The 24,579-nt window shown below is 61.7% G+C and carries 24 protein-coding genes; 9 read left to right on the forward strand and 15 right to left on the reverse strand.

Going from position 1 to position 24,579, the window contains the following annotated elements:
• Window positions 1–92: 92 nt before the first annotated feature.
• Both IP81_RS06065 and IP81_RS06070 read left to right on the forward strand, forming a co-directional pair.
• On the forward strand, window positions 93–1,688 hold the full coding sequence (locus tag IP81_RS06065) for a cisplatin damage response ATP-dependent DNA ligase (RefSeq protein ID WP_054107099.1): 1,596 nt from the start codon (window positions 93–95) through the stop codon (window positions 1,686–1,688).
• A gap of 245 nt (window positions 1,689–1,933) precedes the next feature.
• Window positions 1,934–2,572, forward strand: a complete 639-nt coding sequence (locus IP81_RS06070) for a YoaK family protein (protein ID WP_054107100.1) — start codon at window positions 1,934–1,936, stop codon at window positions 2,570–2,572.
• On the opposite strand, the gene IP81_RS06075 is transcribed toward IP81_RS06070, so the two are convergent.
• The 10 genes from IP81_RS06075 to IP81_RS19580 all read right to left on the reverse strand — a co-directional run bounded on the left by IP81_RS06075 (window position 2,550) and on the right by IP81_RS19580 (window position 14,168).
• Window positions 2,550–2,837, reverse strand: a complete 288-nt coding sequence (locus IP81_RS06075; RefSeq protein WP_054107101.1) for a DUF167 domain-containing protein — start codon at window positions 2,835–2,837, stop codon at window positions 2,550–2,552. The two genes, IP81_RS06070 and IP81_RS06075, sit on opposite strands and share 23 nt — an antisense overlap.
• Window positions 2,818–3,381, reverse strand: a complete 564-nt coding sequence (locus IP81_RS06080; RefSeq protein WP_054107102.1) for a gamma carbonic anhydrase family protein — start codon at window positions 3,379–3,381, stop codon at window positions 2,818–2,820. The genes IP81_RS06075 and IP81_RS06080 overlap by 20 nt, the downstream gene beginning before the upstream one ends.
• Before the next feature lie 4 nt (window positions 3,382–3,385).
• Window positions 3,386–4,378, reverse strand: a complete 993-nt coding sequence (gene hemB, locus IP81_RS06085) for a porphobilinogen synthase (RefSeq protein ID WP_054107103.1) — start codon at window positions 4,376–4,378, stop codon at window positions 3,386–3,388.
• Window positions 4,379–4,414: 36 nt separating this feature from the next.
• Complete coding sequence (locus tag IP81_RS06090; protein ID WP_231626248.1) at window positions 4,415–5,974, reverse strand: M23 family metallopeptidase; 1,560 nt, start codon at window positions 5,972–5,974, stop codon at window positions 4,415–4,417.
• Between the two features lie 146 nt (window positions 5,975–6,120).
• Entirely contained in the window at window positions 6,121–8,055 is a 1,935-nt protein-coding gene (gene ftsH, locus IP81_RS06095; protein ID WP_054107105.1) for an ATP-dependent zinc metalloprotease FtsH, read from the reverse strand.
• 115 nt (window positions 8,056–8,170) lie between these two features.
• On the reverse strand, window positions 8,171–9,178 hold the full coding sequence (gene tilS / locus IP81_RS06100; RefSeq protein WP_054107106.1) for a tRNA lysidine(34) synthetase TilS: 1,008 nt from the start codon (window positions 9,176–9,178) through the stop codon (window positions 8,171–8,173).
• A gap of 13 nt (window positions 9,179–9,191) precedes the next feature.
• Window positions 9,192–10,199: a tol-pal system YbgF family protein gene (locus IP81_RS06105; protein ID WP_054107107.1), complete on the reverse strand. Its 1,008-nt coding sequence runs from the start codon at window positions 10,197–10,199 to the stop codon at window positions 9,192–9,194.
• Window positions 10,200–10,306: 107 nt separating this feature from the next.
• Entirely contained in the window at window positions 10,307–11,296 is a 990-nt protein-coding gene (locus IP81_RS06110; protein ID WP_054107108.1) for a helix-turn-helix domain-containing protein, read from the reverse strand.
• A 129-nt stretch (window positions 11,297–11,425) separates the two neighbouring features.
• Entirely contained in the window at window positions 11,426–13,705 is a 2,280-nt protein-coding gene (gene ptsP, locus IP81_RS06115) for a phosphoenolpyruvate--protein phosphotransferase (protein WP_054107109.1), read from the reverse strand.
• Between the two features lie 304 nt (window positions 13,706–14,009).
• Window positions 14,010–14,168, reverse strand: coding sequence for a YdcH family protein (locus IP81_RS19580; RefSeq protein WP_082356020.1), 159 nt, complete (start codon window positions 14,166–14,168; stop codon window positions 14,010–14,012).
• Window positions 14,169–14,424: 256 nt separating this feature from the next.
• Between IP81_RS19580 and IP81_RS06120 the strand changes: the two genes are divergently transcribed.
• A complete protein-coding gene (locus IP81_RS06120; protein ID WP_054107176.1) occupies window positions 14,425–14,622 on the forward strand; it encodes a YdcH family protein in 198 nt (65 codons plus the stop codon).
• A 138-nt stretch (window positions 14,623–14,760) separates the two neighbouring features.
• The gene (locus IP81_RS06125) at window positions 14,761–15,243 is read left to right on the forward strand and encodes a DUF1465 family protein (protein ID WP_231626249.1); all 483 of its coding nucleotides are present in this window, start codon (window positions 14,761–14,763) and stop codon (window positions 15,241–15,243) included.
• Window positions 15,244–15,542: 299 nt separating this feature from the next.
• On the opposite strand, the gene IP81_RS06130 is transcribed toward IP81_RS06125, so the two are convergent.
• Window positions 15,543–16,217, reverse strand: a complete 675-nt coding sequence (locus IP81_RS06130) for an imm11 family protein (protein ID WP_054107110.1) — start codon at window positions 16,215–16,217, stop codon at window positions 15,543–15,545.
• Window positions 16,218–16,383: 166 nt separating this feature from the next.
• Complete coding sequence (locus tag IP81_RS06135) at window positions 16,384–17,847, reverse strand: glycerol-3-phosphate dehydrogenase (RefSeq protein WP_054107178.1); 1,464 nt, start codon at window positions 17,845–17,847, stop codon at window positions 16,384–16,386.
• Between the two features lie 74 nt (window positions 17,848–17,921).
• Between IP81_RS06135 and IP81_RS06140 the strand changes: the two genes are divergently transcribed.
• The 3 genes from IP81_RS06140 to nadA all read left to right on the forward strand — a co-directional run bounded on the left by IP81_RS06140 (window position 17,922) and on the right by nadA (window position 20,557).
• Window positions 17,922–18,845, forward strand: a complete 924-nt coding sequence (locus tag IP81_RS06140; RefSeq protein WP_054107111.1) for an MBL fold metallo-hydrolase — start codon at window positions 17,922–17,924, stop codon at window positions 18,843–18,845.
• A complete protein-coding gene (locus IP81_RS06145; protein ID WP_054107112.1) occupies window positions 18,827–19,465 on the forward strand; it encodes a DUF4230 domain-containing protein in 639 nt (212 codons plus the stop codon). The genes IP81_RS06140 and IP81_RS06145 overlap by 19 nt, the downstream gene beginning before the upstream one ends.
• Window positions 19,466–19,558: 93 nt before the next feature.
• Window positions 19,559–20,557 carry a quinolinate synthase NadA gene (gene nadA / locus IP81_RS06150; protein WP_054107113.1) on the forward strand — a complete coding sequence of 333 codons (999 nt, stop codon included), beginning with the start codon at window positions 19,559–19,561 and terminating at the stop codon, window positions 20,555–20,557.
• Window positions 20,558–20,560: 3 nt separating this feature from the next.
• Here the strand turns inward: nadA and IP81_RS06155 are convergent, their stop codons facing one another.
• Window positions 20,561–21,460, reverse strand: coding sequence for a DMT family transporter (locus IP81_RS06155; RefSeq protein ID WP_054107114.1), 900 nt, complete (start codon window positions 21,458–21,460; stop codon window positions 20,561–20,563).
• 74 nt (window positions 21,461–21,534) lie between these two features.
• Here IP81_RS06155 and IP81_RS06160 point away from each other — a divergent pair, with 74 nt between their 5' ends.
• Window positions 21,535–22,638: an alkene reductase gene (locus IP81_RS06160; RefSeq protein WP_054107115.1), complete on the forward strand. Its 1,104-nt coding sequence runs from the start codon at window positions 21,535–21,537 to the stop codon at window positions 22,636–22,638.
• Window positions 22,639–22,658: 20 nt separating this feature from the next.
• Window positions 22,659–23,540 (forward strand): CoA ester lyase, encoded by an 882-nt coding sequence (locus IP81_RS06165; RefSeq protein ID WP_054107116.1) that lies wholly within the window; start codon window positions 22,659–22,661, stop codon window positions 23,538–23,540.
• On the opposite strand, the gene IP81_RS06170 is transcribed toward IP81_RS06165, so the two are convergent.
• Window positions 23,523–23,825 carry a hypothetical protein gene (locus IP81_RS06170; RefSeq protein ID WP_054107117.1) on the reverse strand — a complete coding sequence of 101 codons (303 nt, stop codon included), beginning with the start codon at window positions 23,823–23,825 and terminating at the stop codon, window positions 23,523–23,525. The two genes, IP81_RS06165 and IP81_RS06170, sit on opposite strands and share 18 nt — an antisense overlap.
• Window positions 23,822–24,490: a lipoyl(octanoyl) transferase LipB gene (gene lipB, locus IP81_RS06175; protein ID WP_054107118.1), complete on the reverse strand. Its 669-nt coding sequence runs from the start codon at window positions 24,488–24,490 to the stop codon at window positions 23,822–23,824. The genes IP81_RS06170 and lipB overlap by 4 nt, the downstream gene beginning before the upstream one ends.
• Window positions 24,491–24,579 lie beyond the last annotated feature (89 nt).

The raw sequence follows: 24,579 nt of genomic DNA on the forward strand, positions 1-24,579 counted from the left end.
GGGGGGCCACCCTCGGCAAGGCACGGCATATCCGCCTGTGCCCCTCCACCATCTTGCGGATGGTCCCCCTCCCCCTGTGGGGGAGGAACGGCTTGAAACGCTTCGCCGCATTGCTCGATGCCCTCGTGCTCACGCCTTCGCGCAATGCCAAGCTGGCGCTGCTGGCGACCTATTTGCGTGAGGTGCCCGATCCGGATCGCGGATGGGCGCTGGCCGCGCTGACCGACGGGCTTGATTTTCCGGCGGTAAAGGCCAGCCTGATCCGCGCGCTGATGGCAGAGCGGGTCGATCCGGTGCTGTGGGCGCTCAGCCGCGAATACGTGGGCGATACCGCCGAAACCGCGAGCCTGCTGTGGCCCGAACCCGTGGGCGAACAGGGGCCTGCGCCGACCGTGGCCGAAGTGGTCGGAACGCTGACCGCCACCAACCGCGCGACTGCGCCCGCCACCGTGGCCGGACTGATGGACCGTCTTGACGTCAACGGACGCTATGCCTTTCTCAAGCTTGCAACCGGCGCAATGCGTATCGGCATTTCAGCAAGGCTGGCGAAAGTGGCGTTTGCACAGGCCTTCGCTGTGCGGGTGGAGGAAGTCGAGGAGTTCTGGCACGGGCAGACAGCGCCCTATTTGCCGCTGTTCGAATGGGCCGCGAATGGCGCAGCACCGCCGCGTACCGATCTTCTGCCGCTGTTCCGCCCGTTCATGCTCGCCCATCCGCTTGAGGCCGATAGCCTTGATCTGGCCGACTATGCGGCGGAATGGAAATGGGACGGCATCCGGGTGCAGATTGTCCACGTAGCAGGTGAGACGCGCGTCTATTCGCGCAGCGGCGATGATATCTCGGCGACATTTCCCGAAGTGACCGCCGCATTGACCATGCCATGCGTGCTCGATGGCGAATTGCTGGTACGCGGCGCGCATCAGGGCGGTGAGGCGGGCGGTGCGGCCAGCTTCAACGCCTTGCAGCAACGCTTGGGCCGCAAGACCGTGTCCAAAGCGATGCTGCGTGATTCGCCGGCATTCGTGCGGCTCTATGATCTGCTGATTGAGGGCAAGGAGGACTTGCGCGAACAAGCGTGGGAGCAGCGCCGCTCGCGGCTGGAAGCGCTGATGCCAGCGCTTTATCCGGCGCGTTTCGACATATCCCAGGTGATTGCGGCCAAGAACTTTGACGAGCTTGCCGAAATCCGTGCCCGTGCGCGTGATGAGGCCATCGAGGGCGTAATGCTCAAGCGCCGTGACAGCCCTTATGTGGCGGGGCGGCGCACGGGGTTGTGGTACAAATGGAAGCGCGATCCGTTGCTGATCGATTGCGTGCTGATGTATGCGCAGCGTGGGTCAGGCAAACGCTCGTCGTTTTATTCCGATTTCACTTTTGGCTGCTGGAATGGCGATCCCGATCAGGGTGCGGAACTCTTGCCAGTGGGCAAGGCCTATTTCGGGTTCACCGATGCCGAGTTGAAGGAGCTTGATCGCCATGTGCGGCAGCACACCGTCGCCAAATTCGGGCCGGTGCGTGAAACCGACAAGTCTTTGGTGTTCGAAGTGGCTTTCGATTCGGTCCACATCAGCAAGCGTCACAAATCGGGCGTCGCTATGCGCTTTCCCCGGATCAGCCGCATCCGCAGCGATAAGCCCGCGCATGAAGCAGACCGCCTCGCCACGCTGAAAGCGCTGATCGCGGATTGACGCGGATCAATGACGCCCGGCGCAGGGCCGCCCAGAGGAACAGCTTGCGCGACTGCTATCTGGATGGAGTACCACCCCTGGCCAAACAAGCTGCTGAAGCACCCGGCACTAGCCCTCACAAGCGTATCAATGCCTTCGCTGATGTCGCTCCTGCTGATGCGGATATCGCCCGAGCCCTGTCTGAAGTGCTGGAGCGTATGGCAAAGTGCATGGCGCAAGAAGGATTTGCACCCTAAGCCGGCCCGATGATCGAGTACGACCGCCCGCGCCGCACTTTTGCCATTGCACTTGCTGCTATGGCGGGGTTCATCGATGCGGTCGGGTTCCTCTCGGCAGACGGCTATTTCGTTTCGTTCATGTCTGGCAACTCGACGCGGTTGGGCGTGTCATTGGGGACACATCCCGCGCATGCGGTGATGCCAGCGGTCTTGATCGCAGGATTCATTGGCGGGGTGACTGGCGGCGCGCTGCTGGCACACTGGGCGGGCACATTGCACAAACCCGCCGTGCTGGCGCTGGTTACGGCGATGTTGCTCGTAGCATCGACCGGACGCTGGCTCGGCTTGCCTGCCATGATGCTCGGCGGATTGGTCATCGCGATGGGCGCGCTGAACAACACCTTCCAGCGCGGCGGCGAGGTGACCGTCGGCCTGACATATATGACGGGCGCACTCGTGAAGCTTGGCCAAGGTCTTGCCAATGCGCTGGGCAGACGGCCAAACACGGGCTGGTCATCATGGGCGAGCCTATGGGGCGGATTGCTGGCAGGCGCGGTGATGGGAGCATTTGCGCAAGACCGCTTGCCGATGGGCTGTTTGTGGTTGGCGGCGGCCTATTGTGCCGTCATGACAGCGATTGCGTTCAAATTTCCGGCGGAATCCTGAACAACTTTTCGCGCGAAGTCGCGCCGCGCAACATTTCAACCTTTGATGGTGCTACACCCAAGGCTTGCGCCAGCAACGCCAGCACGGCGGCGCTGGCCTTGCCATCCTCCGGCTTCGTCCGCACTTTCACCAGTACGCGCCCATCGGTGATTTCCACGCCTTCGCTGCGTGCGCCCGGCGTGACCCGCACGGCCAATCGCCCTTCGCCATCGGCCAGGGCATGCAAAGCCGATGCTGACGGAAGATCAGCCTTCGGTCTGGCCAAGCACCGCCGCCTTGTGCGCATGGCCGTTGTGGACATAGTGCTGCACGCCGCGCTGCATATCGGCCAGCGCCGCATCGGTCAGATCGCGCATGTAAGTGGCAGGGCGCCCGCCCCACAATTGCCGCGAACCGATGCGCTTGCCGCCCGTCAACATCGCGCCTGCGGCCAGCATGCCATCGCTTTCGATCACCGCGCCGCTCATCACAATTGCGCCCAACCCGACAAAGCCGCGATCTTCGACGATGCAGCCGTGCACCATCGCCAGATGGCCGACCAGCACATCTTCGCCAAGGATCGTCGGGAATCCATCCGGCTTTCCCGGCGCAGGACTATCGACGTGAATGACGCTGCCATCCTGAATATTGCTGCGCGCGCCGATGCGGATGAAGTTCACGTCGCCACGGATCACGCAATTATACCAGATCGAAACGTCCGGCCCGATATCGACATCGCCGATGATCCGGCACCCCGGCGCGATAAATGCTGATTCGTGAATGCGCGGCGTCTTGCCGTTAAACGGAATGATCGAGACGTCTGGGTACACGCGTTTATGCCCCCATCAAGCGCGCAGCATGGGCCGCGTGATAGGTCAGCACGCCGGAACAGCCAGCGCGTTTGAACGCCAGCAGCGTTTCGAGCACCATGGCATCGCGGTTTGCCGCGCCCGCCGCAACCGCCGCTTCGATCATCGCGTATTCGCCGCTCACCTGATAAGCGAACACGGGAACACCGAACGCCTGCTTCACGCGCACCGCGATATCAAGGTAGGGCAGGCCAGGCTTGACCATCACGCTGTCCGCGCCCTCGGCCAGATCCATTTCAACCTCGCGCAGCGCCTCTTCGGCGTTGGCCGGGTCCATCTGGTAGGTCTTCTTGTCGCCCTTCAGCAGCCCGCTGGAGCCGACCGCATCGCGGAACGGGCCATAGAATGCCGAAGCATATTTGGCGGCATAGGACATGATCTGGACGTTGACGTGGCCCGCGCCTTCCAAGGCATCGCGGATCGCGCCGATGCGGCCATCCATCATGTCTGACGGCGCGATGATATCGGCGCCGGCGGCAGCCTGATTGAGGCTTTGCCCGACCAGCGCCTCAACCGTGGCATCATTCAGCACATAGCCCGCATCGTCGATCAGCCCATCCTGCCCGTGGCTGGTATAAGGATCGAGCGCGACGTCGGTGAGGACGCCGATATCATCGCCGCAGGCGTCCTTGATGGCGCGAATGGCGCGGCACATCAGGTTATCGGGGTTGAGCGCTTCGGCGCCATTCTCGCTGCGGCGGTCTGCCTGCGTATTGGGAAACAGCGCAAGACACGGAATGCCCAGCGACACCGCCTCTTTTGCGCGTGCTACGATGCCATCCACCGACCAGCGCGACACGCCGGGCAGCGAGCCGATGGGATCTTCGACGCTTTGCCCTTCGGTGACGAACAGCGGCCAGATCAGATCGGCGGGCGTGACAAGCACTTCACGGTGCATCGCGCGGCTCCATCCGGTGGAGCGGGTGCGGCGCAGGCGGGTTTGGGGAAAGCTGGACATGAAACCGAGCCTAGCGACTGCACCGGCTTCGGGCAATCACCGGATCGCGCTATTGGCCTTGAGTGCGGTGATTTGCGATAGTTTGGATTTGAACGCTGCCAACTGCGCCGGATCAATGACGGCACTGCGGGTAACCGCGCCAATCGACAGCGGGTTCACCGTCTGGCCATTACGATACATTTCATAATGCAAGTGCGGGCCGGTGGAGAGGCCGGTGGAGCCGACATAACCGATGACCTGCCCGCGCCGCACCGATGTTCCCGGCGTAACCGCGATCCGGCTCATATGCGCATAGCCGGTGCCAATGCCGCCGCCGTGATCGATCCGCACATAATTGCCGTGGCCACCGTGCCATCCGGCATAGTTTACGCGGCCATCGGTGGTGGCATAGATCGGTGCACCCCAACTTGCGCCGAAATCAACACCGGCATGCATGCGCATATAGCCCAGAATGGGATGGCGGCGCGCGCCATAGCCCGAGGTGATTGCGCCATTGACCGGCGCGCCGAACGCGCCGCTGGTTTCCTGCGATCCTTGCGCCATGCCTTGCGGAGAATAGAATTCGCCATCATTGCCCCAGCGCAGCAATTGCAGCACGGGTTTGCCCGAACGCATGACACTGGCATAAACCAGATCGCCTGCTTCTGACTCACCACTGATGGCGCGGCGGTTGGCGAAGACGAGGTCGAATTCATCGCCCGGTGCGATTTCTTCGAACGCCATATGTTGATCAACCGCGCGCAAATAGGCCTGAACCGCGCTGGCGGGTGCGCCTGCTGCGCGTGCCGAACGGTATAGGCTGCCGCCAACGATGCCGCGAATACGCATCGGCGCGCTGTCGACTGCGATCGCATTGCTCGCTAACACTAACGCTCCGCCTGTGCGCTTTACATCCAGCGCCAGATCGAAGCGCGGGCGGAAAGAAAGCTGTTCCAGCGGGCGCGCTTCTGCCGGTGAGGACCGTGCGCCCAGCCGGATGGCAAAGCGCGTGCCTGCTGCAATTGCATCGGGCTTCACTTGTGCGGAAATCAAACCGAGCACGCTGGTGATGTCGGCATTGGCGAGGCCTGCGCGTTGCAACATGCGCGGGAAGCTATCCCCTGCGCCCAGCGTGGCGGTAAGTTCGACGCTGGGCCGTTCTGGCGCGGCGGCTAGCGGGATCACGGCGGCGGTGCTGGCGATCATGTGGCGGCCATTGCCTGCGCCAAACGCGAGCGGGCGCAGGCCCTGAACGCGGAATTCGTCGCGCGCCTGATCGTCCAGCACGGTGATCGGCGCGGCTTGCAGTGGCGCAAAGGTGGGCCAGAACATGACCGCAGCCGCACCCAGCCCCAGCATTGTGCCAAACCCGCGAAACCAGCGCGCGCTGCCAATATCCTCGGCCAGATCAGCCACCAGATCGTTCCGGGCAAACCAGCGCTCAACCCGCGCGTGGAGGCCATTGCTGCGGGACAGGCGGAAAGTCTGGACCAACTCAGGTTCAGGTTCCGGCAGGCGAGGCGATTCGGGCACGCGCGGGGGCGCGTTGCGCAGGCCGAAGCCCTGCGCCGCGCCGGTCCCGGCAAATGCCATCATCTGCTCTCTCGGTGTGAACACGTTGCGTCCTGTACCCTGTCCTGATCCCGACTGCACGTTCAAGGTTAATTCTTGGTGAAATCGCAGGCTTTGAAGGGCGTAGAGCCGTTGCAAAGGAAAGGGCGGGAGTTTCCCCCCGCCCCGTCATAACACCAATAGAGGCCGGGTCACGCCGGTTGCGGGCTGCCTGATCCGCCGAACTTCTTGCCGGTGCGCGGCACCGCAGAGCCTTGCGCCGCAATCGGGCGTGATGGGCCACTGGGGTTTTGCGGACGATCGATCTTGCCGTTTTCGATCAACGCCTTGATCTCGTCGCCGGTCAGCGTTTCGTATTCGAGCAGGGCCTGCGCCAAGAGGTGCAGCTTGTCTTCGGCATCCTTGAGAATCTGCGTCGCGCGGGTGTGTGCGCCTTCGACCAGTTCGCGGATTTCGCTGTCGATCAGCTTGTTCGTTTCTGCCGAGTTCATCGTGCGCTGCGAACCGCCATAGCCGAGATAGCCCTCTTGCGATTCTTCGTACTGCAACGGACCCAGCTTTTCCGACATGCCCCACTTGGTGACCATGTTGCGCGCCAGCGAGGTGGCATACTGGATGTCTGACGATGCGCCCGACGATACCTTGTCATGTCCGAAGATCAGCTCTTCGGCCACGCGCCCGCCCATCGAAACCGAGAGGTTCGCGTGCATCTTGTCGCGGTGGTAGGAATAGCTGTCCCGTTCGGGCAAGCGCATAACCATGCCCAGCGCGCGGCCGCGCGGGATGATCGTGGCCTTGTGGATCGGGTCTGACGCTGCTTCGTTGACCGAGACGATAGCGTGACCTGCCTCGTGATAGGCGGTCATCTTCTTTTCGTCGTCGGTCATCACCATCGAGCGGCGTTCTGCGCCCATCATGACCTTGTCCTTCGCATCTTCGAATTCCTGCATCGCGACAAGGCGCTTGTTGCGGCGCGCGGCGAGCAGGGCGGCTTCGTTGACGAGGTTGGCAAGATCGGCACCCGAGAAGCCCGGCGTGCCGCGCGCGATGGTGCGCGGGTTGACGTCTGGCGCCAGCGGCACTTTCTTCATGTGGACCGAAAGGATCTTTTCGCGGCCCTCGATATCGGGGATCGGCACGACCACCTGACGGTCAAACCGGCCCGGACGCAGCAGCGCAGGATCGAGCACATCGGGACGGTTGGTTGCCGCAATGATGATGATGCCTTCGTTGGCCTCAAAGCCGTCCATTTCAACCAGAAGCTGGTTCAGCGTCTGTTCGCGTTCATCGTTCGAGTTGCCAAGGCCGTGGCCGCGATGGCGACCGACCGCGTCGATTTCATCGATGAACACGATGCATGGCGCGTTTTTCTTGGCCTGTTCGAACATGTCGCGCACGCGGCTTGCGCCAACGCCGACGAACATTTCGACAAAATCAGAGCCCGAGATGGTGAAGAACGGCACGCCTGCTTCACCGGCGATCGCGCGGGCGAGCAAGGTCTTGCCGGTGCCGGGGCTGCCGACGAGCAGCGCGCCCTTGGGGATCTGGCCACCCAGCTTGGAAAAGCGCGTGGGATCGCGCAGGAACTCGACGATTTCTTCGAGCTCTTCGCGCGCTTCGTCAATACCGGCAACGTCATTGAAGGTGACTTTGCCCGACCGTTCGGTGAGCAGCTTGGCCTTGGATTTGCCAAAGCCCATCGCCCCCGATCCGCCGCCCTTTTGCACCTGACGCAGCGCAAAGAACGCAACGCCGAGAATCAGCAGGAACGGTAGCGAATTGACGAGGATATACATCAGCATGTTGGGCTGTTCAGCCGCCTTGCCCGCATATTGCACGCCATTGTCTTGCAACAGGCGCGGAAGGTCTGAATCACCCGGAACCGGAACGGTGGCGAACTGGCCGCCATTCTTTAGCGTGCCGTTGATACGGTCTGGCGCGATTTCAACCGAGCGGACAAGCCCTTCGCCCACCTGGCTGCGGAACGCCGAATAGGGGATGGTCGTCGCCGTTTCATCGGTGCGTGGGCCAAACATCGAAACCACCAGCAGCAGCGCAAGGAAAACGCCGCCCCATACGAGGAGGCTTTTGATCCACGGGTTACCCTGGGGTTGATCGTCGTTCATCGAAAGTCTTTCCGGATTCGCGCCCGGGGGGCGCTGCTGCAACCAATGTAGGTCTATGCTGGTGAAAGACAATATAACGCAGCATCCGTTTTTGAGCGACCTGTCCTGAGGTCAGTTATTGCGGTCGGGTCCGGGGGGATGGCGCACGGGTGAAACGCCATGGCCCGCCCGCCCCTATGCCTCTGGCATCGCCCTTGACCCCGCCCAGCGTGGAAACCCCGCCGGAACGCAAGGTTTCCAGCCAGCGGACAAGCTCTTGCCCGCGCGGGGGCGGCGCTTCAAACGCCGTCAGGACACGTTCGAGAACGCGCAAGGACAGGGTTTTGGGCAGATCGGCAGGGGCGTTCCACGTGAAACCTTCGGCGTGTTCAATCACTTGGGACCACAATTGTGCGGCAGACCAGTCGAGCGCCAGATCGGCCTCGGCAAGGTGATTCGCGGCTGCGGCAAAGCCCTTGGATTCAAAGGCTTGGACTGACGTCATGGCGGCACGAATGCGCACGCGTTCGTAATGTTGATCGTGGTTTGATGGATCGCTTGCGGCGATTAACCCGGCGTTATCAACCAGTTCCACCAGTTCGGCGCGGCTCCATTGCAGCAGGGGTCGCAGCAGGATTGTGGTGGCGTTTTGTGGGTATTCGAGGATGGTATGCGGACGCATCGCGGCAAGACCGCGCAATCCGGCCCCCCGATTGAGGCGCATGACCATGGTTTCGGCCTGATCATCGGCGTGATGCGCGGTGACCAAAGCGGCAAGGCCAAGATCACGCGCCCACCTGCCCATCGCCTCATAACGGGCATGGCGCGCGCGTTCTTGCACCGCACTGCCTTTGGCGAGCGAAAGCGTGAGCGTGGTGTGGGCAATGCCGCGTTCGGCGCAAAGCTGCGCGACCATGGTCGCTTCATCCGCACTTTCGGGGCGCAGACCGTGATCGACGGTGACGACGCAAAAGTTGCGCGGCGCAACTTCACAAGCCAGCAAGAGCAGTGCGAGGCTATCCGGCCCGCCCGATACCGCCAAGCCGACCTTGCCCGGCGGCGCAATCGCGCTCCACGATGCGGCAAAACGCACCGCGACAGCAGGGTTCAGGCGATGCGCGGCCTTGCCAATCGGGGCGCCCATATGTCGCCCGCGATCATTTGCACTTCACCGAAGCGCGCGCGTTATCATATTGCGTCTTGATCCGTCCGGCGACTTCTGCGGGATAAGTGGCGGCCAGTTCGGTAAACGCGCCACACGCCTTTTCGGTGTCCTTCAGCTTGACCATGGCCACGCCGAGATAGAGCAGGCTATCGGGTGCGCGATTGCCTTTCTTATCGGCAAGATAGTTTTGCAGGAAGAACTGCGCTGCCGTGCCCGGCTTGCCATCATCAAGCCACGCGCGGCCGAGCAAATTGCGGCCCTGGCTGATCATCTTGTGCTTGGGGTAACGATCCACGTAAATCTGCAACTGCTGCTGCGCTTCGGGATAGAACTTGGCCTCCCACAAGCGGAAACCATACATGTATTCGTTCGTCCCGGTATCGCCATCGGCCGGCTTTTCAATGGCCTGAACCGCAGCAAGGCGCGTGGCCGAAGGGGTAAGCGGTTTGGCCGCAGGCTTGGCCGATGTTGGTGCGATTGTGGCGGGCTTGGCTGCAACCGGCTTTGGTGCAAGTGTCACAGGTGCAGGCGTCACAGGTGCAAGCGGGGCAGGTGTTGTTGCCGCAGCGCTAGGCTGGACTTCAGGCTCACCCAAAGCCGGGGCCGAGGCAAGTTCGAGCTTGGCCAGCCGCTCTTCGGTTTTGGCGGCGCGGTTCTGGCCTTCTTCGATTTGCGCGGTCAACCGTGCCAGTTGCGCCTCGACCGCGTCCATCCGCGCAAGCAGATCCGATACCGCAGGCGCGGCAGGTGTGCCGGTAGGTGCGGCGGTCGATTGGCCTGCGGTGATTTCGGGAACGAAAGTTTTGCCGACGCCTTCGGGGAAGACTTTGCGCTGGACCGCGCGAATTTCAGCCTCGATCCGGCGCAGGCGCATTTCGGGATCGACTTGCACCGCCGGGGGTTTGGGTGCCGTTTGTGCCATGATCGGCACTGCAAGTGGTGCAGACAGCCCCAGCGCAATGGCGGCAAGTGAAAGTGATCCGCGCAACGTGATGGTCATTATTATTCCCGTGCAATTACAACGCGCCATGCCGAACACTGCGCGCCACAAGCTCCCAATTACTATGAGAATGCCGTAGTATCACGCTCAAGTCGAGATAGGGTGGTTTACAATCCGGTGGACGCAGGCAGAGTTTCTTCAAAAAGTGCTGGCGCAACATCCGCAACCGGCACGTCAACTGGAGCTGCAACTTGCTGGCGCGGCGCGAATGGACGCCTGCGGGGGGCGGCAGACGCAACCGGCGTTGGCGCAGGAGCAGCGCTGGCTGTCGGCGCAGGTTCCGTGCCGCGCGCCAGCAGTGCCGCAGCACTCACCGGCACGTCTTTTACAAGGCCTTCGGTTTCGGCAATGCGCGGGACGGGCTGGCCGCCTACCGTAATTGACAAGGCATCAGGCCGCGCCGTGCGCAGCATCGGCTCTTGCGCGCCTGACGGGATGGTGAACGATTCGCCCAGGGCCAGTTCCTTTTGCAGGATCTGCTGGCCTTGCAGATCATAGAACTTCACCCAGATCCGCTCTTCCATTGCGGTGAACACGACCGGGCCATCGGGCGCTGGCGTGGGCAGCGGCACAACCGCAACTTGGCTGGGCGCGGCTGCAGCTGGCTCATCACTAATGAGCGAAGGCAAATCCACCGAAGGCAGATAATAACTGCGCCAGAACACGAAGCCCGCCAGCACGATCGCCACAACCAGACCTGCGGCCAACCACACTGTAAGGCGGGTTGGCGTTTTGGCCGGATCGCCCACTTCAAATTGGTTCAGCAAGCGCTGAGCAGGTGCCGGGGCTTGTTGATCCAGCTCTGCCCGCACCGCCTCGGTAATGGCCTTATCGTCAAGCCCCACTGCACGGGCATATGTCTTGGCAAAACCCAATGCATATGGCCGTCCGGGCAAGGCCGCATAATCGCCTGCTTCGAGCGCGATCAGGTGACGGCTGGTGACGCGGGTGAGCGCGGCCAATTGCTTGATATCAAGCCCGGCGGCTTCACGCGCGGCGCGCAAGGTTTCGGCCACGCCGGACAGGCGCGGTTCGCCCGCTGGCAGCGGGGTGGAATCAACATTCGTGATGTCGTTTAGACCATCGGCTTCCGCCAAGGGATAACTCCCATATTATTGCATATCTGCATTGCGACCCTGTGTTAAGAAATCGCGGCAAAGCTGACAATGTCAACGGCATTAACCGAAAATACCCCGATTGCGCGATGAAATGCACAGATCAGGACATCAATCGCATTCAATCCCCTTTGCACAGGCCCATTCCGCCAAAGTTCCGCGCATATCTTTGGGCGGGTTGGCCAGCCATCCGTCCATCGCAGCGCGAATCTCGGCGATGTCCACTTTGCGGACCAGTTCCTTGACCGGACCCACCGCAGCAGGCGTGATCGATAGCCGTGTGATGCCAAGGCCGAGCAAAGCCAGCGCTTCCAGTCTGCGCCCGCCCATTTCGCCGCACACCGTCACATCGGTGCCATAAGGTGCCACATTCTGCACAACCCGCCGCAAGAACCGCAGGATCGCGGGCGAGAGCCAATCGTAGCGCTCTGCCAGCTTGGGATTGGCGCGATCTGCGGCAAACAGGAACTGCGTGAGATCGTTGGTGCCGATCGACAGGAACGAAAGCTTGGGCGCGAGGATATCGAGGCATTCGGCCAGCGCCGGAACTTCAAGCATCGCGCCATAGCGAATCGCTTCGGGGATCAGCTTCTTCTGTTTGCGCAAGAACGCAAGCTGGCCTTCGAACACTTCCTTGGCCGCCTCGAATTCCCACGGTTCGGTAACCATCGGGAACATCACGTTGAGCGTGCGCCCGCCTGCTGCCTCCAGCAAGGCGCGGGCCTGCACTTTGAGCAAGCCGCCACGTTCCAGCGCGACACGCAGCGCGCGCCAGCCCATCGCGGGGTTCTCTTCATTCTGGCCATCGTTGTGGCGCAGATAGGGCAGCACTTTATCGCCGCCGATATCGACCGTGCGGAACACCACCGGCCGATCGCCTGCCGCATCAAGCACATCGCGGTAAAGCCGCGTCTGGCGTTCACGCGATGGCAGCGTGGCCGAGACCAGGAACTGAAATTCGGTGCGGAACAGGCCGATTCCATCAGCGCCGGTCAGGTTAAGCATCGGCGTATCATCGCGCAGCCCGGCGTTCATCAGCACGGTGATGCGCTGGCCGTCACGGGTGAACGGCTCAACATCGCGCATCGAAACATAATGCGCCTGCCGTTCACGGTTCTTGGCAAAACGCGCCTCGAACGCCTCGATCAAACTTGGCGCGGCGCGCACATCAACCACGCCCTGATCGCCATCAAGCAGCAGGTGATCGCCTTCGCGCACTTTGCCACGCAGCGCGCGCAAGCGGCCGACCACTGGAATGCCCATCGCGCGCGCCACGATCACCACGTGCGCCGTCAAAGAACCTTCTTCAAGGATCACGCCTTTCAACCGGCGGCGATCATATTCGAGCAGTTCGGCAGGCCCCAAATTGCGCGCGATCAGGATGGCATCGCCTTTAAGGCCCATCGTCGCCGCCGTGCCGACTTGCCCCGATACCGTGCGCAGCAATCGGTTCGACAGGTCTTCCAGATCGTGCATCCGGTCAGCCAGCAGCGGATCATCGATTTGGCGCATGCGCATGCGGGTGCGTTGCTGCACGCGTTCAATCGCGGCTTCGGCGGTCAGCCCTGAATCAATCGCATCGTTGATCCGGCGCGACCAGCCTTCGTCATAAGCGAACATGCGATAGGTTTCGAGAACCTCCTCATGCTCTCCGCCCACGCCGAATTCGGCCTGGCTGGCCATGCGATCGATTTGTTCGCGCATCTTGTCGAACGCGAGGTAAACCCGCTGCCGCTCGGCCTCGGTATCTTCCGCCACGACGTGTTCGATGGTGACGCGCGGCTGGTGGAACACCGCCACCCCACTGGCGAGGCCCTTGACCAGCGTGAGGCCGGTGATCCGGTCCGGTCCGGTGAGGTGCGCGGGCACACCCAGCGATTCCTCGTCATCAATCAGTTCGGCATTGGCGATCAGTTCCGAAAGCACCATCGCCACGGTTTGCAGGGCTTCGATCTCAACTTCTTCGTAGCGGCGCGGTTCGACATGCTGGACCGCGACCACGCCCACCGCGCGTTCACGCCGCACAATCGGCACGCCGGCAAAGGAGTGGAACTTTTCCTCACCCGTTTCCGGACGGAACGCAAAATCGGGGTGCGCGGCGGCTTCGGCAAGGTTCAAAGTTTCAACATTGCCGGCAATCGTGCCGACCAGACCTTCGCCCGTGGCCAGCCGCGTAACGTGCACCGCCGCCTGATTGAGCCCGCGCGTGGCGAACAATTCAAGCATGCCTTCGCGCAGGAGATAGATCGAACAGACCTCGGAATCGAGGTTTTCGCCAATCACTTCAACGATCTGGTTAAGCTTGGCCTGCGCATTGGCGCGCGAGGCCATGACCTCGTGCAACGAGGTGAGGATCTGGCGGGCGGCGGCGACGGCACTAAGCATGATCATCAATTACATTAGCGCGCGGCATTTGGGAATGTCGTGTGAAATCCGATGTGGATGCGACATTCGTATGCGGGGGGTGCCTCCACACACACGCCGCCCGAACCGAAGGCCATTCATTCCTTTTGCGAACGCAATCGCCGTAAACCCTCCCCCAGCCCCTCCCTTGAGGGAGGGGAGCGAGACTTATTGAGCCAAAGGCGAAATTACTCGCAGCGGGGAGGGTGTCCGCACCTATCGTGTTCAACGCCCCAAACAGAAAGAGCCGCCCGGGCGGGGCGGCTCTCTGCTGATCAAAGGGTGCGCTGCATCAATGCAATCGCGATAGCTCTTCCTTGATCTTGAGCTTTTTTCGCTTGAGTTGGGCCACCAGCGTTTCATCGGGGAGGGGTCGGTTCATTTCTGCGTGGATTTGCCGTTCGAGACCGGCATGCTTGGTTTGAAGAGCGCTGATGTGCGTCGATTCCATGCGTATCCTCCATAAAGGGTGAATGCCCTCGTCAGAAACCCAGCACAGGCCAACCCCGTGCGGGGCGGCGCTGCTGGATGGCGGATTGCGTGACATCAATCCGACTCATCCGAACAGCGCGTTGTCATGCTCCCACATTCGCCGTATCTTGCAAATCAAACCGCGCCGGGGTGCATCCTTTACGGGTTAGACCGTATCGGGTGTTAACATCCGGTTTCTGCGCGGCACTTAATTGATCGTTGGAGTAATGCGAAACGTGACTGAAGAGGAAATGCGCAAGCGGCTTGCCACCTTGCGCCTTGAACATCGCGATCTTGACGCTGCGATCGATGCCCTGACCGGCGCGGGCGCGCGCGATCAATTGCAGATTGCTCGCCTTAAAAAGCGCAAATTGTTGCTGAGAGACCAGATTGCGATGATCGAGGATTACCTAATTCCAGATATTATCGCATAATTTCAATATATTAATCAGATTTCCGGCAAAGTTGTGCCGCACTGCAACATGTCCCGTTAAGAAACGTCCAAGGATTGCACACAAGCTAGGCGGATCACTGGCTAGCGGTGTGGCGATTGCCAGCTTATGCGCAAAGCCATGGCCCTCATGCCCAGCCTGAACCCGCGCATCGTCGAAGCGCTCTATGCCGAAGCCTTGAGCCTCGCCGACAATGTCCGCGCGCGGTTTGAAAGGCTGCGGCAAAGCACCGGCGCGCAAACCAGCATCGAAGAGGGCGAGGACCTACACCGCGTGCAAATCTCGTGCGAGGCGCTGCGCACCACCACCCGCGTGATGCACTGCCTTGCGTGGCTGCTGAACCACCGCGCACACTTTGCGGGCGAGCTTTCCGAACTGCAATTGCGCCGTCACGGCCGGCTGATCGCCAATTTCCCCGCCAGCGAGGCCGATATCGTGGCCACCCTGCCGGATGACGTTCGCGAACTGGTGATCGAAAGCGAACGCCTCTACGAACGCATCCAGCGGCTGGAGCAATCATGGCGCACCGCAGGCCTTTCGGGCGACAGCGCAGTACGCCGCTTGCGCGAACGGCTGTCGCACGCCGTGGGCGACGCGGCCTGACGGACGGTCTGCAACGGGAGGCGGGCGGACACGCTTACTCCACCCTCTTACCGGTCTCTACAACTTGATCCGGGGTGAGGCTTTCTTTCTATTTCGCGCAGAGACCGCAAAGAGCGCAGAGCAGGATTGATCGCGCAAAGGCACGAAGACATTGCGCAAGTTCTTGGCGTCATCGCGTCTTTGCGCGAAACATCTCTGCGCGAACCAACTTCTTTATGGTGTCGCTTAGCAAACACGCAATAAAGTATACTGTCCCCGTAATTCTCACTGTCCCCGTAATTCTCAATAACTGCGCAGGCTTAAACTTGTTCTCTTTGCGAAATGCCGAAGCCGGTCAGCTCTGTAGCGCGGAGAGCCTCGCCAAATTCGTTGGAGCAGCGCACCATACCTCGCGACCAATAGGGATCACGCCACAGATGGCGGTCGCCGATCGCTTTCAAACTGAACACATCTTTCTGCGGAGGCTGCGCTTCAGCATTGATGTGCCATCGACCGCGCCGCAGCCCATCTTCCATTCGCTCGTCGTAAAAACCTCGCCACGGTATTGTGGTATGGTCTGGATCCAGACTGTCGATCAACTGACAGCAGACAAACCAGTAGAATGTATCAAACGGCTTCTCGTCCTGCTTGCTGAAGTACATTCCAACGGGCAAAAACTGATGAATACCCGGTTCGAAACGCTCCACCAAGTCTCGAAACCGAGACGAAACGAGCATTATTTCGTTGTTGCCAAAGGCATAGTCGGGCGGGAGTTTGGTCTTGCTTTTCCACAGCACGGTCTTGGGCGCAGTCTCTGGTGCGATCGGATAGCCATAACCTAAACGCCTGCTATGGTTCTCTTCGCCTTTGGCATGCCTGTCCACTGAATCAGGGTGCAGGTATTCAACCTTGTCCCAAACGCCGTCCTGAGTACCGACAACCGTATTGTCCGGCTCCGTCTCATAGACGCTCACTTTGCCAATCGAATAAACCATCACGCCATCTCCGGCGCAACAAGCGCCATAGGCTTGGATAGACAGGTCAAGTTACGGTTTTCTCAATAACTGGCAGATGGCGACGTTTCGGGCGGACGCCACCCTCGGTCCTTACCTCAGCTAAGGCGTCCTTTCACGCACAGCAGCTTTTGGCTAAACACACCCCCTAACCCGCTTCCAGCGCAGCCCCCAACGCGGCCACCTCATCTTCGCTGAACCACAGCCCCAGTTTGGAGCGCCGCCACAGGACGTCGTCGGTGGTGCGTGCCCATTCGCGGGTGGTGAGGTGGTTCAGTTCGGCTTCGGTGAAGCCTTGGCCGAAATGCCGTCCCATATCGCCGCGCACAAAGCCCAAAGCCTCGGTGCCATAAGCGCGGGCGAGGCGGTGGACGGTGGGGCGGGACAAGTGTTGCGCTTGGGCAAGGATTTCCTGCTCCACCGGTGCGGTATTGTCGGCCTCGTCCAGCCCGTCGGGGGTGAAATCGCCGCCGGGCAAGGGCGCGGTGGCGGTCCATCCGGCGTTTTCCATGACGCCAAGACGTTCCAATGCGGCCTCTGCCAGCGTGCGATGCGTGGTGATCTTGCCGCCCAGCACGGTGAGCAGCGGGGCGGAGTGGTGATCGGTGCCGCGATCCAGATCGAACCGGTAACCGCGCGTCGCAGCTTCCGGACGGCCCGAACCATCATCGGCCAAAAGCCGCACGCCCGCAAAAGTGTGGACTACATCTGTGCGCTTCAAACTGCGGCGGAAATACTGGTTGGCGGCATTGAGGAGATAGGCAATCTCGGCCTCGCTGGCCTGTGGCGGATCGGCATCGGCACCGTCTTCGCTATCGGTCGTGCCGATCAGGGTGAAGGCATATTGCCACGGAATCGCAAAGCACACGCGCCCGTCCTGCAATTGCAGAAACAGGGCGCGGGGATCATCGTGCAGGCGCGGCACCACGATGTGCGAACCGCGCACGCGGCGCAACAGGCCGGGACGCGGCGCATGGGCTGTGTCCATCACTTGCCCCACTTGCGGTCCGGCGGCATTGACCGTCATGTCGGCATGGAACACTTCGTCGCCTGCTTCGATCCGCCAGAACTGGCCTTCGCGCGTCATCTTGGTCACCGCGCAGCGCGTGCGCACATCGGCCCCGCGATCTGCCGCATCGCGCGCGAGCAGCACCACCAGCCGCGCATCATCCACCCAGCAATCGGAATATTCATAGCCGCGCCGCACTTCGGGCTGAAGCCCCATGCGGCCATCGAGTTTGACGCGCGTGGTGGGCGGCAAGGCCTTGCGCCCGCCGATCCGATCATAAAACCACAGGCCCGTGCGCAGCATCCACCACGGGCGGCCTTCGGGCACGATGGGCAGGACGAACCGCATCGGCCAGACGATGTGCGGGGCCTGTTTCCACAGGATCTCGCGTTCATGCAAAGCTTCTGCAACCAGCGCGAATTCGTGGTGTTCCAGATAACGCAAGCCGCCGTGGATCAGCTTGGTTGAGGTAGACGAGGTGCCTTGCGCCAGATCGCCACGTTCCAGCAGCAGGACCGACAGCCCGCGCCCGGTGGCATCGCGCGCAATCGCCGCGCCATTCACGCCGCCACCGATCACGGCGAGATCGTATTTGGTCTGCATCGCGGGCAGTGTGATACGCCGCAAGCCGATGCGCAAGGTTGCATGGATGCCGTGCAATCCCCATAGCAACCGATATGGCCCAATTGCCCCCCATCCCGAACCGCGAAGACTGGCCCACCGGCCTGTCCGAACAGCTTGAACCGCTGGTGCGGCGCGTGCTGGCTCCGAATGCCTCGCCCTATACCTTCACAGGCACGCAGACTTATATCGTGGGTGCAGGTGCGGAAGTGGCGGTGATCGATCCGGGGCCGGATGATACCGGCGTGGCCGGTCATGCGGACACGAACGGCGCGGGCCATGTCGATGCGATCCTGAAGGCGGTGGGCGATGCACGGATCGTGGCGATTGTCTGTACCCACACCCACCGCGATCACAGCCCCGCCTCGCGCCCGTTGCAGGCGGCAACCGGCGCACCGATCATCGGCTGTGCCCCGCTGGCACTGGTCGATGACGGCCCCCGCGCCGATGCCGCGTTTGATGCCGATTATATGCCTGACCGCGTGTTGAGCGATGGCGAGCGGCTTTCCGGCGATGGCTGGACGCTGGAAGCGGTGGCAACACCCGGTCACACCAGCAATCACTTGTGCTATTCGGTGCTGGAAAGCGGCGCGCTGTTTACCGGCGATCATGTGATGGGCTGGTCCACCTCGGTCGTCTCGCCGCCCGATGGCGATATGGCGGCCTATATGGCCAGCCTGCAAAAGCTGTATGATCGCGAAGACCGCGTGCTTTACCCCGCGCACGGGCCGCAGATCGATAATCCGCGCCAATTGGTGCGCGGCATGCTGGGCCACCGTCGCCAGCGCGAACGCCAGATCCTGCGCTTGCTGGAAGAGGCGGGGCCGCAGCATATCCCCGATTTCGTCGCGGCGATGTATAAAGGCTTGGATGAGCGGCTGCATGGCGCGGCCGGGCGTTCGGTGCTGGCGCATCTGATCGATCTGGAACGGCAGGGCCGTGTGGCCGTTAGGGGTGAACAATGGATGATCCAAACCTGACCGCACCGCGCCATCAGGCCAGTCTGGCGCGCAGATCGATGCTGCCGTGGGGCCTGTTTTTGCTGGCTTTGGCCGCCGCGGCGTTCCTTGGCTGGAAGCTGTGGCAGCCTGAAGATATCGGCGATCCTCTCGCCACCAGCCTTGTCGCCTTTGAACGGCAAAACACGCTGACCGTGTTCAGCGCCGAACTGGCCCCTGTGGTATCCAGCGATGACTCCCGCCTGTTCGGGCTGGTCAATGCCAAGCAAGTGGCGGTGATCCCGGCGCGGGTGGATTATACGATCAACCTTGCCGCCATCGGGCGCGAACGGCTTTCGTGGAATGCGCAAACGCAAACGCTGGGCGTGAAGCTGCCGCCTTTGACCGTCAGCCGCCCCAATCTGGACGAGGCGCGCGCGCAATATCTGCGCGATGGCATATGGATCACCCGCGAAGCGCAAGACAAGCTGACGCGCGACAATACCAAATTGGCCGAGGGGCAAGCCGTGGCGCAGGCCGCAAATCCGGTTTTGATGGACCTTGCGCGGCAAGCCGCCAAAGCCGCGATAAGCCAGAACCTTTCGATCCCGCTGCAAGTGGCGGGCTATACCAAGGCCAAAGTCGACGTCACTTTCGACTGACCGGCAAGACCATTCCTATTGCGGGAGCGCCACGCGGTCCCTAAGTCCGCGTATCGGCCCGGCATGATCCGCCGGGTGGGAGAACGTGACGTCATGACTGCCCAACCAACGAACCTTGCTGGCCTTGACCTGCGCGCAGAGATCGACCGTTTGCGGATCGAGCGCAAGGCGGTGATCCTTGCGCACTATTACCAGCGCCCGGAAATTCAGGATCTGGCCGATTTCGTGGGCGATTCACTGGAGCTTTCGCGCAAGGCGGCAGCCACCGATGCCGAAGTGATCGCGTTTTGCGGCGTGAAGTTCATGGCCGACACCGCCAAGATCCTTTCCCCGCAGAAGATCGTGGTCCTGCCCGATCTGGACGCAGGATGCAGCCTTGAAGATTCGTGCCCGCCCGACAAGTTCAAGGCGTTCCGCGAAGCCCACCCCGATCACATCGCGCTGACCTATATCAACTGCTCGACCGAGGTGAAGGCGCTGTCGGACGTGATCGTGACGTCATCGAGCGCGGAGACGATCCTTGCGCAGATTCCGCCCGAACAGAAGATCATCTTCGGCCCTGACCGCCACCTTGGCGGCTATCTGAACCGCAAGTTCGGGCGCGATATGCTGCTCTGGCCGGGCGTGTGCATAGTGCACGAAGCGTTTTCGGAAACCGAATTGCTGAAACTGATGGCGCAGCATCCCGGCGCGCCGGTGGCAGGCCACCCCGAATGCCCGCCGCACATCATCGATCACTGCGATTACGTGGGATCGACCAGCGGCATCCTGAATTACGCCAAAACCTTCACCGGCGATACGCTGATCGTGGCTACCGAGCCGCACATCATCCACCAGATGCAACTGGCGATTCCGGACAAGACCTTCATCGGTGCGCCGGGAGCCGACGGCAACTGCAACTGCAACATCTGCCCCTACATGGCGCTCAACACGATGGAAAAGCTCTACATCGCGCTGCGCGATTTGCAGCCCCGCATCGACATCGAAGAACCGCTGCGTCTGGCTGCCAAGAAAAGTCTCGACCGCATGCTCGACATGGCCAGCGGCACCGTGGGCATGGGCGATTTGGGGGCGCGGCCGTTTGGGGGTTAGGGGTTAGCCTGCCTCAGCCTCGGGCTGGGCAACTCTTGCCAATACCAGCGCTGCGCCCACCAGCGCCATGCCGATGGCGTCGGGCAGATTGAGCATTTCGCCGAACGCGAACCAGCCGAGCACGACTGATACGGCGGGTTGTGTGAGCAGTACGAGACCGATAACGAGCGGGGGGAAGTGGCCGAGCGAATAGACGAGCAGGCCCTGGCCCAGAATCTGGCTGGCAAACATCAGCCCGATCAGCGGCCACCAGTTGGCAGGCATCACCGGTTCGCCCAGCGCCACGGCGGTAAACAACAGCACGGGCACGCCCGCAACGCTCGACCAGAACAGCAGGCTCCACGATCCGAAGCGGGTGCGCACGTTTTGCACCATCAGGATATAGACGACGTAAAACAGTCCGGCGAGGATGCAGAACAGATCGCCGATCAGGGTGCGCGCATCGATTTCCATCGACCGGCCCAGCAGCAGCCCTGCTCCGCCCAGCGCCATCGCAACGGCGGCATATTCGCGCAGATGGGGGCGGCGGTGCAGCGCGATCAGGCCCCAGATCATCAGGATGACGCTGCCCGAATTGCCAAACAGTGTGGCATTGCCCAGCTTGGTCATCTCGATGCCGACATGCCAGCTCGCCAGATCGAGCGCGAAAACCACGCCCGCGCCGACCAATATCCACCAATCTTTCGCGGCATAACCCCACAAAGGTTCGCGCTGCACTCTGGCAAACAAGGCGAGCAGCGGCAGCGCCAGAAACAACCGCCACAGGCCTGCGGAAACCGGCCCGCTATCGGCGATGCGGACAAACCATGGACCCAATGCCAAAGCAAAGTTTCCTGTCAGCAAGGCAAGGAAATGCATGGCTTTTGGTGACGCTGGCCCGGCACTGTCACTTGAATTCGTCATCGGCCGTGCTTAATCCAGTTGCAAAGCGAAACCGAGTGGCGTCGCAAAATGGAATTATCAGGAGTACCCCTAGCATGCATGAACCACTGTTCCAGCCCATCCGTCTGGGCGCCATCGATTTGCCCAACCGCATTATCATGGCCCCGCTCACACGGGGGCGGGCCGATGCAGATAGCGTGCCGACAGACATCATGGTGGAATATTACCGCCAACGCGCCAGCGCGGGGCTGATCATTTCCGAAGCCACCGGGATCAGCCGCGAAGGCTTGGGCTGGCCCTGTGCACCGGGCATCTGGAGCGATGAACAGACCGAAGCGTGGAAGCCTGTAACTGAGGCCGTTCATTCCGCCGGTGGGCGTATCATTCTGCAACTCTGGCACATGGGCCGGATCGTGCATCCCTACTTCCTGGGGGGCGAGCCGCCGGTATCGTCATCGGCCACGCGCGCGCCGGGCCAAGCCCACACGCCTGCGGGCAAGCAGGATTTCGCCACAGCGCGGCCCCTGCGTCTGGATGAAATGCCGCGACTTGTCGCTGACTATGCCCTCGCTGCCGAAAACGCGAAGAAGGCCGGGTTTGATGGGGTGCAACTCCACGCTGCCAATGGCTATCTGATCGACCAGTTCCTGCGCGATGGCACCAACTTGCGTGAGGACGAATACGGCGGTTCCCCGCAAAACCGGGTGCGGTTGTTGCGCGAGGTGACCGAATGCCTGATCGCGGTCTGGGGCAAAGACCGTGTCTCGGTGCGCTTGTCGCCTAATGGCGATTCGCAGGGCGTGGATGACAGCAATCCCGCAGCGGTCTTTGGTGAAGCGGCGCGCGTGCTCGAGGAACTGGGCGTCAGCTTTGTCGAATTGCGCCAGCCGGGGCCGGATGGCACGTTCGGGGCTACTGATGTGCCCAAGCAGGACGGCATGTTCCGCAAGATCTATACCGGGCCGGTCGTGCTCAACAGCGATTATACCGCGCAAGAAGCGGCTGATGATGTCGCTTCGGGCAGGGCCGATGCGATCAGCTTTGGCCGCCCTTACATCTCCAACCCCGATCTGGTTGAGCGCATTGCCAAAGGTGCGCACATCAATCCGAACAAGGGTGTGCCCGTAACGTGGTACTTCCCCGGCGAAGTCGGCTATATTGATTATCCGACACTGGCCGAAGAAGCTGCAACGGTCTGATGCACAAGGAGTAATGCCGCATGCCGCCCAGATCATGGTTGTTTGTTCCCGGTGACAGCGAAAAGAAGCTGGGCAAGGCCATGGCCACGGGCGCGCATGCGGTGATCGTCGATCTGGAAGATGCGGTGGCGCCATCGGCCAAAGTGCAAGCCCGCACCATGGCGCGCGATTGGCTGGCGATCCACCGCCAGCATGTGCTCGAAAGCCGCCCGATGGCGCGCTGGGTGCGGATCAATGCCTTTGATACCGGCATGTGGCGCGATGATCTGGAAGTGGTGATGGCAGGCGCACCCGATGGCGTCATGCTGCCCAAGTGCGAAGGGCCGGATCAGATACGCCAGCTCTCGGCGGAAATCTACGAGCTCGAACAGCGCAACGGGGTTGCGGTCGGCGCTACCCGGATCCTGCCACTGGTCAGCGAAACCGCGCGTTCGGCCATGACGATCCCGGCCTATATCGATGAATCGATGCCGCGCCTTGGTGGCCTGACATGGGGCGCAGAGGATTTGTCAGCCGTGCTGGGGGCCAGCCGCAAACGCGATGCGAGCGGCGCGTGGACCGATGCTTTCCGGTTTATCCGCGCGCAGTGCCTGCTCGCCGCCCATGCCAAAGGCGTCTGGGCAATCGATACGCTGCACGATGATTTCAAGGATGCGGACGGCACCCGCCGCGCCGCTGAATCCGCCCGTGCCGATGGCTTTAGCGGCATGTTGGCGATTCACCCCGCGCAAGTGCCGATCATCAACGCAGCCTTTGCCCCGACCGAGGCTGAATTGGCTGAGGCGCATGCGATTGTTGCGCTATTTGCCAGTAATCCCGATGCCGGCACGCTGCAATACAACGGCCGCATGGTCGATCAGCCGCACTTGAAAATGGCGAGGCAGTTACTCGGTCTCGGCTGAGGCAACCGGCGCTTTTTCGGCAGGTTCGGCGGCCTCTGCCACATCAGGTGCAGCTTCGCTTGCCGTTGATTTTGCCTCCACCTTCTCGGTCGGTTTGACAGGCGCCAGCGGCGGCGTGGCAGTCGACGTATCCAGATCAATCATTGCATCGCTGATGGATCCCGGCAAAACTTCGCCCGTCACCGCTTCACCCGAAGTGTCCGCCGCTTGCTTTTCACAACCGGCAACAAACAAACCTGCGCTGAGGCAAAGAGCGAGGGCTGGAATGCGGGTGAGGGCCATCATGCTAACTCCGGTGGGCAAGGCTCTTCAAGATGGGCAAGGAAACTGCCGAGGTGCGCCAGCATCGCTTCATCCCATGCTTGCGCTGTAACATTGCGGCCCAGCGCGGCAAGGCTGGTCACGCCGAATTCCTCGATCCCGCATGGCACGATCCCGCCAAAATGGGAAAGATCGGGCGAGAGGTTGACCGAAAAGCCGTGCATCGTCACCCAGCGGCGGATGCGCACGCCAATCGCGCCGATTTTGGCCTCGCGCCCATCCGGGCCATGAGTCCAGATGCCGACGCGGCCCTGCGCACGCCATGATTCGACGCCGAAATCGGCGAGCGTTGCGATCACCCAGCCTTCCAGTGCGTGGACAAACCCGCGCACATCGCGCGCGCGCTTTGTCAGATCGAGCAGGACATAGCCGATGCGCTGGCCGGGGCCGTGATAGGTATAGCGCCCGCCACGCCCGGCCTTGACCACATCAAAGCGCGGATCGAGCAGTTCCTGCGGATCGGCGCTGGTGCCTGCGGTATAGACCGGCGGGTGTTCCAGCAGCCAGATCAGTTCCTGCGCGCTGCCATCGGCAATCGCGGCATTGCGCACCGTCATCGTCTCCAGCGCCTCGCGGTAGGGGACTTGCGCTTGCTCCCGGCAGATTTGGGGTGTGTCGTTTGCGGCCATGATCGGGGCATGGCCCTGTCTGCCGCGCCTTTCAAGAGGGGCATGGGCAACGCCAGATGAATCGGGGCAAATCGGGGGTTCGACAGAAC

It is taken from the genome of Novosphingobium sp. AAP83 (assembly GCF_001295795.1).
In the GTDB taxonomy this organism is placed as follows: domain Bacteria; phylum Pseudomonadota; class Alphaproteobacteria; order Sphingomonadales; family Sphingomonadaceae; genus Novosphingobium.

Bases quoted from the DNA above. Each gene is read 5' to 3' on its own strand.
- IP81_RS06070 (WP_054107100.1), top strand. From the start codon at position 1,934: ATGATCGAGTACGACCGCCCGCGCCGCACTTTTGCCATTGCACTTGCT.
- hemB (WP_054107103.1), bottom strand. From the start codon at position 4,378: ATGTCCAGCTTTCCCCAAACCCGCCTGCGCCGCACCCGCTCCACCGGA.
- ftsH (WP_054107105.1), bottom strand. From the start codon at position 8,055: ATGAACGACGATCAACCCCAGGGTAACCCGTGGATCAAAAGCCTCCTC.
- tilS (WP_054107106.1), bottom strand. From the start codon at position 9,178: ATGGGCGCCCCGATTGGCAAGGCCGCGCATCGCCTGAACCCTGCTGTC.
- IP81_RS06105 (WP_054107107.1), bottom strand. From the start codon at position 10,199: ATGACCATCACGTTGCGCGGATCACTTTCACTTGCCGCCATTGCGCTG.
- ptsP (WP_054107109.1), bottom strand. From the start codon at position 13,705: ATGATCATGCTTAGTGCCGTCGCCGCCGCCCGCCAGATCCTCACCTCG.
- IP81_RS19580 (WP_082356020.1), bottom strand. From the start codon at position 14,168: ATGGAATCGACGCACATCAGCGCTCTTCAAACCAAGCATGCCGGTCTC.
- IP81_RS06125 (WP_231626249.1), top strand. From the start codon at position 14,761: ATGGCCCTCATGCCCAGCCTGAACCCGCGCATCGTCGAAGCGCTCTAT.
- IP81_RS06130 (WP_054107110.1), bottom strand. From the start codon at position 16,217: ATGGTTTATTCGATTGGCAAAGTGAGCGTCTATGAGACGGAGCCGGAC.
- IP81_RS06135 (WP_054107178.1), bottom strand. From the start codon at position 17,847: ATGCAGACCAAATACGATCTCGCCGTGATCGGTGGCGGCGTGAATGGC.
- IP81_RS06140 (WP_054107111.1), top strand. From the start codon at position 17,922: ATGGCCCAATTGCCCCCCATCCCGAACCGCGAAGACTGGCCCACCGGC.
- IP81_RS06145 (WP_054107112.1), top strand. From the start codon at position 18,827: ATGGATGATCCAAACCTGACCGCACCGCGCCATCAGGCCAGTCTGGCG.
- nadA (WP_054107113.1), top strand. From the start codon at position 19,559: ATGACTGCCCAACCAACGAACCTTGCTGGCCTTGACCTGCGCGCAGAG.
- IP81_RS06155 (WP_054107114.1), bottom strand. From the start codon at position 21,460: ATGACGAATTCAAGTGACAGTGCCGGGCCAGCGTCACCAAAAGCCATG.
- IP81_RS06160 (WP_054107115.1), top strand. From the start codon at position 21,535: ATGCATGAACCACTGTTCCAGCCCATCCGTCTGGGCGCCATCGATTTG.
- IP81_RS06165 (WP_054107116.1), top strand. From the start codon at position 22,659: ATGCCGCCCAGATCATGGTTGTTTGTTCCCGGTGACAGCGAAAAGAAG.
- IP81_RS06170 (WP_054107117.1), bottom strand. From the start codon at position 23,825: ATGATGGCCCTCACCCGCATTCCAGCCCTCGCTCTTTGCCTCAGCGCA.
- lipB (WP_054107118.1), bottom strand. From the start codon at position 24,490: ATGGCCGCAAACGACACACCCCAAATCTGCCGGGAGCAAGCGCAAGTC.